At 69.1% G+C, this 9,705-nt stretch carries 10 protein-coding genes; 6 read left to right on the top strand and 4 right to left on the bottom strand.

Features of this window, described 5'->3' with window-relative positions:
* Positions 1 to 180: 180 nt before the first annotated feature.
* On the bottom strand, positions 181 to 828 hold the full coding sequence (locus BCF44_RS27680; protein WP_116177297.1) for a helix-turn-helix transcriptional regulator: 648 nt from the start codon (positions 826 to 828) through the stop codon (positions 181 to 183).
* Positions 829 to 958: 130 nt separating this feature from the next.
* Positions 959 to 1,237, bottom strand: coding sequence for a DUF3040 domain-containing protein (locus BCF44_RS27675; RefSeq protein ID WP_170217782.1), 279 nt, complete (start codon positions 1,235 to 1,237; stop codon positions 959 to 961).
* 233 nt (positions 1,238 to 1,470) lie between these two features.
* On the opposite strand from BCF44_RS27675, the gene BCF44_RS27670 reads away from it, so the two are divergent.
* On the top strand, positions 1,471 to 1,983 hold the full coding sequence (locus tag BCF44_RS27670) for a lytic polysaccharide monooxygenase auxiliary activity family 9 protein (RefSeq protein WP_116177347.1): 513 nt from the start codon (positions 1,471 to 1,473) through the stop codon (positions 1,981 to 1,983).
* A gap of 40 nt (positions 1,984 to 2,023) precedes the next feature.
* Here BCF44_RS27670 and BCF44_RS27665 read toward each other — a convergent pair whose 3' ends face one another.
* The gene (locus tag BCF44_RS27665; protein ID WP_116177346.1) at positions 2,024 to 2,701 is read right to left on the bottom strand and encodes a TetR/AcrR family transcriptional regulator; all 678 of its coding nucleotides are present in this window, start codon (positions 2,699 to 2,701) and stop codon (positions 2,024 to 2,026) included.
* Between the two features lie 83 nt (positions 2,702 to 2,784).
* On the opposite strand from BCF44_RS27665, the gene BCF44_RS27660 reads away from it, so the two are divergent.
* The 3 genes from BCF44_RS27660 (at position 2,785) to BCF44_RS57790 (ending at position 6,960) form a co-directional block, all read left to right on the top strand.
* Positions 2,785 to 3,951 (top strand): FAD-dependent monooxygenase, encoded by a 1,167-nt coding sequence (locus BCF44_RS27660; RefSeq protein WP_116177295.1) that lies wholly within the window; start codon positions 2,785 to 2,787, stop codon positions 3,949 to 3,951.
* A 173-nt stretch (positions 3,952 to 4,124) separates the two neighbouring features.
* A complete protein-coding gene (locus tag BCF44_RS27655) occupies positions 4,125 to 5,768 on the top strand; it encodes a PQQ-binding-like beta-propeller repeat protein (RefSeq protein WP_116177294.1) in 1,644 nt (547 codons plus the stop codon).
* Positions 5,769 to 5,805: 37 nt separating this feature from the next.
* Positions 5,806 to 6,960, top strand: a complete 1,155-nt coding sequence (locus BCF44_RS57790; protein WP_246015606.1) for a glycoside hydrolase family 75 protein — start codon at positions 5,806 to 5,808, stop codon at positions 6,958 to 6,960.
* Between the two features lie 56 nt (positions 6,961 to 7,016).
* On the opposite strand, the gene BCF44_RS27645 is transcribed toward BCF44_RS57790, so the two are convergent.
* Entirely contained in the window at positions 7,017 to 7,595 is a 579-nt protein-coding gene (locus BCF44_RS27645; RefSeq protein ID WP_246015604.1) for a TetR/AcrR family transcriptional regulator, read from the bottom strand.
* 57 nt (positions 7,596 to 7,652) lie between these two features.
* Here BCF44_RS27645 and BCF44_RS27640 point away from each other — a divergent pair, with 57 nt between their 5' ends.
* Positions 7,653 to 8,285, top strand: a complete 633-nt coding sequence (locus BCF44_RS27640; protein WP_116177292.1) for an O-methyltransferase — start codon at positions 7,653 to 7,655, stop codon at positions 8,283 to 8,285.
* A 22-nt stretch (positions 8,286 to 8,307) separates the two neighbouring features.
* Entirely contained in the window at positions 8,308 to 9,561 is a 1,254-nt protein-coding gene (locus BCF44_RS27635; RefSeq protein WP_116177291.1) for an MFS transporter, read from the top strand.
* The last annotated feature ends 144 nt before the right edge of the window (positions 9,562 to 9,705 follow it).

Genomic DNA, 9,705 nt, shown 5'->3' with positions numbered 1-9,705 from the left:
AACCTCATGCCCGACCGACGCGTACGAACCGCACCACGCGTGGTCAAACGAGCGATCTCCAAGTACAACGCCAAAGGCACCGTCGACCGGACTACCTACAAGGCCACCATCAGCATCGATGTCCTGGCCTCGCCCGAACCTTGACAGCTACGTGTCACGGCTAACTGAACGGCATTGGGACTAGATCGCGCCGATCCGCAGCGCGTACGCCACCGCGTGCGCGCGGTTCTGGAGGTTGTGTCGGCTGAGCAGGTCCTTCAGGATCCGCTTGATGGTGTGCTCGGAGTAGCGCAGTTCCCGGGCGATGTCCGCGTTCTCCGCGCCCTGCGCCACCAGCTTCAGCACCTCCACCTCGCGCGCGTCCAGGCCGGCGACGCCGTAACCGGTGGTCGTGATCAGCACGTGGTCGATGCGCCGCAGGTGGTCCACCAGCAGGCGGGCCACCGACGGCGGCAGAACCGAGCGACCCTCACCCGTGGTCACCAGGGCCTTGGTGATCGTCGCCAGGTCCGTGGAGCGGCGCGGCAGGAAGCTGACCACGCCGGCGTGCAGGCCGCGCAGCAGCTGTCGGCCGCCGAGCCGGTCCGCCACAAGGAGAACCGGCGAGCCCTCGGTGATGCCGGTGAGCAACTCGTCGGTCACCTCGTTGGTGATCGCCAGCAGCACCTCGCCCTGCGCCGGCTCGTCCGTCAGGCGCAGCCGCGGGTGCGCGCCGATCGCCTGCGCCACCGCCTCCTTCGTCAGCGCGTCCTCCACCGCGAGCCGCACCGGGAACACCTGTGCGGCGCGCGGGCCGATGCTGGACACGGTGGCAAGTGCGGTCGTCATCGCCGGGCGCTCCCTGTTTCTACGGTCTACGCCGGAGACCGTAGCGCCCGTTACTGACGAAAGTGTGACCGTTGTGCGCCAGTTCCATAGTGAGCAATCCTCGGTTGTCGACGCACCGGATATTGCGGCGTCAACGGCGACGCCACCAGAGGTGGTAGACGGCGAGCGCGGGGAAGCCGGTGGCGATGCCGGCGCCGATGACCGCCGTGAGCGGGGAATCGACGTCCGCGCCGGCCACCGAGATGACGACGCCGCTGGCAAGCATGGCCAGGCAGCCGGCAATCAGGGCCGCGACCGAGCTGGATGTCAGCGGCCGCAGATCGAAGAGACGGACCAGGTCGGGGTCGGTCTCGGTGAGGTCGCGCTCGATCTCGAGCAGGGACCGCGACTCGTCGTCACGCAGCGTCATGATTCCCCCTGGCCGGTGCGGTGGCAGCATCTAAATTATGGCAGGTTGGTGTGTAGGTGTCGAACATGTTTTCGACTTTGCTTCGGGGTTGGCTGTTAATGACCATGTCTTGACGGTGATCGGCAGCCGTGGCTATGGTCTGAACCACATTTCGTCTGTTTCGTCCCGCTCCCGCCCCCTTCGGCGCTCGCGACGCCGGCCTCGGGGCAACCCTGCAAGGAGTCGGCATGAACATGAACCGAAAGCTGGTCGCCGCCCTCGTGGGCGCGGTCGCGGCGCCCCTGATCGTGGTGGCCGGCCCGGCGGCGATCGCCAGCGCGCACGGATACGTCAACTCACCCGCCAGCCGGCAGGCGCAGTGCGCCCAAGGCGTCGTGAAGTGCGGCGACATCAAGTACGAGCCGCAGAGCGTGGAAGGAGCCAAGGGGCAGCGCAGCTGCAACGGCGGCGTGGCCCGGTTCGCCGAGCTCAACGACAACAGCAAGGGCTGGAAGGCGGCGCCGGTCGGCAGGTCCGTGACGTTCAACTGGACGTTCACGGCCAGGCATCGCACCACCAACTACGAGTATTACGTGGGCAACACCAAGATCGGCGACTTCAGCGGCAACAACCAGGTGCCGCCGGACAAAGTCTCCCACACCGTCAACCTCGGCAGCCGGACCGGCCACGTCACGGTGCTGGCCATCTGGAACATCGCGGACACGGCCAACGCCTTCTACTCCTGCATCGACCTGCAAGTGAAGTGATCCGGCGCGGCCCGGGCCTCCGTTGTGGACGCTCGGGCCGTCACTGCCGGCTGAGGTAGAGCTCCACGCCGTCGAGGATGCGGTCCAGACCGAAGGTCAGGCCCTGGTCGCGCGAACTGTGCCGGGCCGACGAGGCCAGCGCCGCGACGACGTGCGGGAAGCGTTCTCCGCGCCCGTCGAGGATGGTCATCCAGGTGGCGGAGATTCGCTCCTCGGAGTTGTCGGCCGTCTGCTCGACAAGACTCCTGACCTGGCTCGTCAGGGCCACGATGACGTCCATCTTCTGGCCGCCGTCCAGCGCAAGGCCGTCCACGGCGGCGAGTGCGACCTCGGCCCAGGTGAGCTCGTTCGGGCCCGTGACGCGAGGGCCGGCGGTGGCGCGGACCGACCACGGGTGGGCCTGCATGCGTTCGTTCATGGCCAGGCTCCAGGCGCGCAGCTTCGGCCGCCAGCCGTCCAGGTCGTCCAGCGGCGGCGGCGCGCCGAGCGCGGTGTCGACCATCAGTGCGACCAGCTCGTCCTTGCCGGGCACGTAGCGGTAGGTGGCCATCTTGGTCACGCCCAACGCCTCGGCCACCCGCTGCATGGTGACGGCGGCGAGCCCTTCGGCGTCGGCGAGCTCGATGCCGGCGCGTGCGAGATCGCCGACGGTGAGCGTCGGCCGCGGGCCCCGCCGAGGCCCGGCCGGCTCGCCCCACAGCAGCTCGATCACGTCCATCGCCACTCCCGCTTGCGCCCGTCGTCGAACTGTGTCTATCGTACACTGTGTCTAGCGGACACAATTAATGGGAGGCTGGAGAAATGCAGATCTTGATCTCGGGCGCGGGCGTGGCGGGACCGGCGGTGGCGACCGCATTGGGGCGGCGCGGCGTCGAGGTGACGGTGGTCGAGGCGGCGGCCAAGCTGCGGACCAGTGGCTTCGCGGTGGACTTCCGCGGCGAGACGCACATGTCGGTGCTGCGGGAGCTGGGCGTGCTCGACGAGCTGAAGGCCGTTCAGACCCACGGCGGCGCGATGCAGGCCGTGGACGAGCACGGGACGGAGATCTTCCGCTTACCGGAGGAGTTCGCGGGCGGCGACGTGGAGGTCCGGCGCAGCGACCTGTCGCGCATCCTGTACGAGCGCAGCCTGGAGCACGCGGACTACCTGTTCGGCGACACCATCACCGGGCTGACCGAGGCGGCGGACGGTGTGCGGGTCGACTTCGCGCGGGCCGAGTCGCAGACGTTCGACATGGTGATCGGCGCGGACGGCATGCACTCGGCTGTGCGGCGGCTCGCCTTCGGGCCGGAGCGCGACTACGTCAAGCACCTCGGCTACTACATCGCCGGCTGGGACCTGCCCAACGGTCACGGCTACGGCACGACCCCGATGCAGTACAACGTGCCCGGCCGGATGGCCAGCGTCAGCGCGGACTCGCGCGACCCGGATCGGGCCGGCGCGCTGTTCGTCTTCACGGGGCCGTCGGTCGACGTCGACTGGCGTGACCTGGGTCGGCAGAAGAGCATGATCGCGGACGCCTTCGGCGGGATGCGTTGGCACGTCCCGTATCTGCTGGACACGCTGCGCGACGTGGACGAGATGTACTTCGACTCGATCAGCCGGGTCCGCGTGCCGGAATGGACGAAGGGGAGGATCGCGCTGCTCGGGGACGCGGCGTGGGGCGTCACGCTCGGCGGCATGGGCGTGGGCACCGGCGTGGTCGGCGCGTACGTGCTGGCGGGGGAGTTGGCGCTGGCGCGGGGAGACCACAGGGTGGCCTTCTCGGCGTACGAACAGCGGATGCGCGCCTACGCGGGCCGCTGGCAGAAGGGCGCGAGCCCCGGCCAGTTCCTGGCGCCGTCGAACGCGGCGCTGTTGTGGCTGCGCAACGCCATGTTCCGCACTCGCGCCGTGCAGAAGATGATGGTCGCCGGTACCACCAAACTGGCCAACGACGTCGAGTTGCCGGCCTACCCGGCGGCTTGAGCCGGTCTCGGGTTCACATCCTTGACGGCCCCATCCGGCAGGTCTACTCTCCCGGGAATAGGAAGGTAACTTTCCTAAATACCGATGTGAGGCGACCTCGGTCGACTCGCCGGAAATCACTGCCGCCACAGGGATTTTCACTCAAGCGGACCGACTTCGCGGAGGGGATCCTGATGGGTGCTCGGTGGCGGTGGCCGGCGGTGCTGCTGGTCGCGCTGGTGTCTGCCTGCGGGTCGGCGCAGTCGGCGCCGGCCGGGAATCCGTTGCCGGAGCGGACGATCCCGACCCGACAGGGGCCGCCGGGCGCGGTTCTCACGCAGCGTGGCGACAACACCAGGCTGGGATGGTATGCCAACGAGACGAGACTGGACGCGGCCACCGTTTCCGGCGGCGGCTTCGGCCGGAAGCTGTCGCTGCCGGTAGACGGGAAGATCTACGCCCAACCGCTGTACTTCCCGGAGAACGGCCGTGACATCGTTGTCGCGGCAACGGAACACGGCACCGTGTACGCGTTCGACGCGACCACCGGCGCGCCGGTGTGGCAGACCTTGGTCCTCCAGCCCGGGGCCCGTCCGTTCCAGGCGGCGACCGACCACGTGGCCGCCGACCGGCTGTGCGACTCGATCACGCCGGAGGTCTCGATCACCAGCACGCCGGTGATCGACTGGTCGAGCCGGACCCTGTACGTGCTGGCCCTCGACGTCGAGTCGGGGCAGCTGACGTACCGGCTGCACGCCTTGGATCTGGCTACCGGCAAGCAGAAACGCGCGTCGGCGGTGGTGGCGGCCACCGTCGACGGCAGCGGTCTGGACGCCCGGAACCACCAGGTCGCCTTCAGCGCCAAGGACGAGCAGCAGCGGATGGGGTTGGCGCTGGTCGACGGGATCGTCTACGCGGGATTCGCCTCGTGGTGCGGACTCGCGCCGTACCACGGCTGGCTGTTCGGCTTCAGGGACGGCGACCTGACGCAGGCGGTCACGTACAACACCAGCCCCGACGACTACGCCGCCGGCCTGTGGGAGTCGCAGGCCGGCGTCACCGCCGACGAGCACGGTGACCTGCTTCTGGTCACTGGCAACGGATCCTTCAACGGCGGCCGCGATGTCGGCGACACCGTGCTGCGCCTGCGTAGGCAAGACGCAACGTTGCGGGTGGTCGACACGTTCACGCCGTACGACCAGGAGTGCCGGGCCCGGCACGACCAGGACCTCGGCTCCGGATCGCCGCTGGCCGTGCCCGGTCACGACGAACTCGTGCTGTCGTCCAAGACCGGCTCCGTGTATGTGTTGGACCGCAACCATCTCAGCGGCTACACGCCCCTGGCCGACGCGTGCAGGCACAAGGACCGCACCGACGTCGACAAGATCAAGCAGGAGCTCGCGGTCAACACGATCGACGGCGGCATGTGGGGCACCTGGGCGTACTGGCGCGGTCCCGGCGGGGAGTTCGTGTACGGCAGCGGTTCCGGCAGCAAGCTCACCCAGTGGCGGCTGGGCGCGGACGGCCGGCTCCAGCCCGCGCCGACCGCCCAGGCCCCGGAGGCTTTCGCCTTCCCCGGCGCGATTCCCGTCGTCTCCAGCGACGGATCCAAGGCCGGCACCGGAATCGTGTGGACCGTCGACGGCAGGACCGGCGCGACCCTGCGCGCCTTCGACGCGTCCGACATCGGCCACGAGCTGTGGAACAGCGACCGGGACAAGGTCCGCGACGGGCTCGACGACACCAGCGGCTTCAACCACTTCGTCGCCGCGACCGTCGCCGGCGGCGAGGTGTTCGTCGGCGACCAGAGCCACCTGGAGATCTACACAACCCTCTGACTCCGCCGCAAACCCTTGCTATCAGTGGAGGAAGTCCATGGTCAGAAGAGTACTGCTCGCCCTGCTGGCGGTGGTGATGGGCACGTCGCTCGCGGTGGCCTCGCACGCGTCCGCCGCGCCGGCCGCGCCGCACGACAGCTACCTCGTCACTCTCTACGGGTGGCCCGACAACTCCCCGCCGGGCGGTGACATCGCGTATCCGCAGATCCACCAGTCCGCCGGCGGCACCGGCACCTACGACGACCCGATCACCTTCGCCACCGACCAGAACGAACTGGCGCCGGGGACGCGGGTCTACTACCCGTACCTGAAGCGGTACTTCATCATGGAGGACGGCTGCGTCGAGTGCAGCCAGGACTGGCAGAACGGCAAGCGGCACATCGACCTCTGGGTCGGCGGCGAGGGCGGCGACTCCAACGCGGTGATCAACTGTGAGGACGCGCTCACCCAGGACTCCGGTGACGTGATCATCGATCCGGACCCGAACCAGCCCGTGGACAGCGGGTCGATCTTCAACTCCGGCGACAATTCCTGTTACCAGCCGGGGAGTTCCGCGGCAGCCAAGACCGTCAATACCGCCAAGACGGCCAAGGCCGCGCCGAAGTCGGACGACGGCAACCCGACCGCCGCGCAGCTGCTGGCCAAGACCGCCAACTGCCACCAGGTCTCCAACGGCACCTACGACGACAAGAACGGCGGCCAGACGCCGATCTGCGGCGCCAACGGGGCGTACTTCTGGACGTCGGGCATGGCCGTCGACTGCGACGGGCAGCGCACCGCCACCTGCAACGAGAACACCGACTGCTGCTTCTACGACGACACGTCGTTCCACCAGTCCGACGGCAAGCCGCTGGACGCGGCGAAGCTGCCGTACGTGGTGATCCCCCTGCCCAGCAGCCGGTGGAACTACGGCAACGCCGGCATCAAGGGCGGCGACGTGCTCGCCGTGATCTACAAGGGACACGTGGAGTACGCCGTCTTCGGTGACGAGGGGCCGGACGACAGCATCGGCGAGGCCTCCTACGCCACCGCCAAGTCGCTCGGCATCGACCCCGACCCGAAGAACGGCGGCACCTCGGACAAGGTGACCTACATCGTCTTCAAGAACTCGAAGGCGTCACCGATCGAGAACCACACCAGCGCGGTGTCGCAGGGGCGGAAGTTCGCCCAGCAGTTCATCAGCAACAACTGAGATCGGGTGCGAGCGGCGGTGGCGGCCCCGGGCGGGAGGCCGCCACCGCCCCGCGTTCAGGTCAGTTCGAGGACGAGCGCGTCGACCAGGGCGTCGGTGAACTCGCGGGTGACGGGCTCGCCGGTGACCAGGACGCGGTAGTGCACGACACCGACGAGGCGTTCCACGGCGAGGTCGACGTCCAGGTTCTCGACCAGTTCGCGGCGGGCGATGGCGCGTTCGAAGGGCAGGCGGTCGCGCGCGTGCTGGGCGGCGAGGTGGCCGTCGCGCAGGCGGGTGGCGAGCTGGGGGTCGTGCTGGGCCTGGCCGACCAGGGCGCGGTAGACGGCGCCGGCGTCGCTGGTGGTGAGGAAGTCGGCGAGCCTGGCGAGGTGCTCGCGCAGATCCGTGGCGAGGTAGCCGTGGTCGGCGGGGGTGAGGTCCTCGGCCATGTCGTCGCCGAAGGCCTCAAGCAGGATGTCCACTTTGGACGGCCACCAGCGGTAGATGGTCTGCTTGGCCACGCCGGCCCGGGCGGCGATCTTCTCGATGGTCAGGCCGGCGAAGCCGTGCTCGACGAGCAGGTCGTCGGCGGCCTCGAGGACGGCCGCGCGGGCCGCCTCGCTGCGCCCGTAGCGGTTGCCGTGGTGATCCACGCCGCACAGCGTACCGAGCATTAGACAAGACGCAACGTTGCGTCTACTCTAGCCGTCATGACAACGACCTTGCACGACCCCACGGTCCGGACACTGCTGGACGAGCTGTTCACGGAGGCGGCCCGGGACGATCAGCGCCCCGAGCGCCACCTGCCCGACGACTCGCAGGGGCGGGCGGACGCGCTCGCGGACGTCTACATGCCGATCTCGGAGGCGGGCGGCCGGCTGCTGTACGCGTTGGTCCGCGCGATCCGGCCGGCACACGTCGTCGAGTTCGGCACCTCGTACGGCATCTCCACCCTGTACCTGGCCGCCGCGGTCAAGGACAACGGCGTCGGCCACGTGTACGGCAGCGAGCTCAGTGCGACCAAGGTCACCGCTGCTCGCACAAGTCTCGCCATGGCGGGACTTGCCGATCGTGTGACGATCCTTGAAGGCGACGCCCGAGAAACCCTCGCGGCCGTGCCCGGGCCGATCGGCCTGCTGCTGCTGGACGGGTGGAAGGAGCTCAGCCTGCCGGTGCTGCACCTGCTCGAACCGCGACTGGCGTCCGGCGCGCTGGTGGTCGCCGACGACATCACCATGCCGTCCATGCGCGACTACCTCGACCACGTGCGCGACCCGGCCAACGGCTACCTCGGCGTGGAGTTCCCGGTCGAGGACGGCATGGAGATCAGCTGCCGCGTCTAGCGGCGGGAGGGGGAAGCGACACATGTGCGCCACCTGCGGCGTGCCGACCCACGTGCCCGCGCCGGCCCGCAAGTTCGCGGCGCTGCGCAACGCCGACTGCCGGACCTACCTGGTCGGCGCGGCGCTGGCGATGATGGCCGACAACATCGAGCACGTCATCACCTACTGGGTGCTGTGGGAGAAGTTCCACTCGCCGGCGCTGACCGGCTTCGAGGTGATCAGCCACTGGGTGCCGTTCCTGCTGTTCTCCGTGTACTTCGGCGGCCTGGCCGACCGGCACGACTGCCGCCGGGTCATCCAGGCGGCGCAGGTCCTGTTCATGTGCGTCTCGGTCGCCTGGGGCGTGCTGTTCCTGACCGGCAGCCTCCAGGTGTGGGAGGCCTGCCTGCTGCTGGTGCTGCACGGGTGCGCCGGCGCCATCTGGGGCCCGGGCGAGCAGCTGATGCTGCACGACTTCGTCGGTGAGGAGGAGCTGCCCAGCGCGGTCCGGCTCAACGCCACCTTCCGCAGCCTGGGGATCCTGTTCGGGCCGGTGGTCGGCTCGGTGCTCCTGCTCGGGCTCGGCCCGGTCGCCGGCATCTTCGTCAACGTGCTGTTCTACCTGCCGCTGACGCTGTTCCTGTTCCGCACCAAGTACACCGGCCACAACCGCGACGGCGGCGTGCCGCGCACCCGGCTCGGCCTGGTCGACTCGATCCGGGTGTTCCGGGACGTCCGTGGCGACCGGACCATCGTCAGCATGATCATCCTCGGCGGCCTGGGCGCGTTCTTCGTCGGAGCGTCGCTCCAGACGTCGATGCCGATCTACGCCCAGGACCTCGGCGCCGGCAACGCCGGCACGGCCTACGGCGTGCTGCTGTTCGCCAACGGCGCCGGCGGCGTGCTCGGCGGCATCCTGCTGGAGGCCACCGGGCGGATCAGACCGAGCGTGCCGGCCGCCGTGGTCAGCACCGGGATATACGGCCTGACCAGCCTGTTCTTCGCCACCACCGGGAGCTACGCGCTGGCCGTGGTCGCCCTGCTCATCGGTGGCGTGGCCAACCTGGCGTCGATGTCGATCGGGCAGACGGTGGTGCAGCTGCGGGCCAAGCCGGCCGACCGCGGGCGGGTCATCGGCGTCTACGGCGTCGCCGCCAACGGGCTGCGCGCCGGCAGCGGGTTCACCGTCGGACTCCTGGGCGCGGCGGTCGGCGTGCACTGGTCGCTGGGCCTGTCGGCGGCCGCCCTGACGGTCGGCACGGGGATCGCGGGCTGGATCGCCCTGCGCCCCCGTTGACAATTCCGAAAATCGCTCAGGGTTTATTCCCGAATCCCGGGGATATCCGCGATTGAGCTGCGCTACACCCGTTCGGCTTGCTGTATCGAGAACTGAACCGATGCGGTTCGCGAACGGGTGTTAGTGCGGCCACGACTGATTGCG

Source organism: Kutzneria buriramensis (genome assembly GCF_003387475.1).
In the GTDB taxonomy this organism is placed as follows: Bacteria; Actinomycetota; Actinomycetes; order Mycobacteriales; family Pseudonocardiaceae; genus Kutzneria; species Kutzneria buriramensis.
This window is presented reverse-complemented; position numbering and strand designations above follow the sequence as displayed.

Excerpts from the sequence above, each read along its gene's own strand:
- BCF44_RS27680 (WP_116177297.1), bottom strand. The coding sequence starts at position 828 with ATGACGACCGCACTTGCCACCGTGTCCAGCATCGGCCCGCGCGCCGCA.
- BCF44_RS27675 (WP_170217782.1), bottom strand. The coding sequence starts at position 1,237 with ATGACGCTGCGTGACGACGAGTCGCGGTCCCTGCTCGAGATCGAGCGC.
- BCF44_RS27670 (WP_116177347.1), top strand. The coding sequence starts at position 1,471 with ATGAACCGAAAGCTGGTCGCCGCCCTCGTGGGCGCGGTCGCGGCGCCC.
- BCF44_RS27665 (WP_116177346.1), bottom strand. The coding sequence starts at position 2,701 with ATGGACGTGATCGAGCTGCTGTGGGGCGAGCCGGCCGGGCCTCGGCGG.
- BCF44_RS27660 (WP_116177295.1), top strand. The coding sequence starts at position 2,785 with ATGCAGATCTTGATCTCGGGCGCGGGCGTGGCGGGACCGGCGGTGGCG.
- BCF44_RS27655 (WP_116177294.1), top strand. The coding sequence starts at position 4,125 with ATGGGTGCTCGGTGGCGGTGGCCGGCGGTGCTGCTGGTCGCGCTGGTG.
- BCF44_RS57790 (WP_246015606.1), top strand. The coding sequence starts at position 5,806 with ATGGTCAGAAGAGTACTGCTCGCCCTGCTGGCGGTGGTGATGGGCACG.
- BCF44_RS27640 (WP_116177292.1), top strand. The coding sequence starts at position 7,653 with ATGACAACGACCTTGCACGACCCCACGGTCCGGACACTGCTGGACGAG.
- BCF44_RS27635 (WP_116177291.1), top strand. The coding sequence starts at position 8,308 with ATGTGCGCCACCTGCGGCGTGCCGACCCACGTGCCCGCGCCGGCCCGC.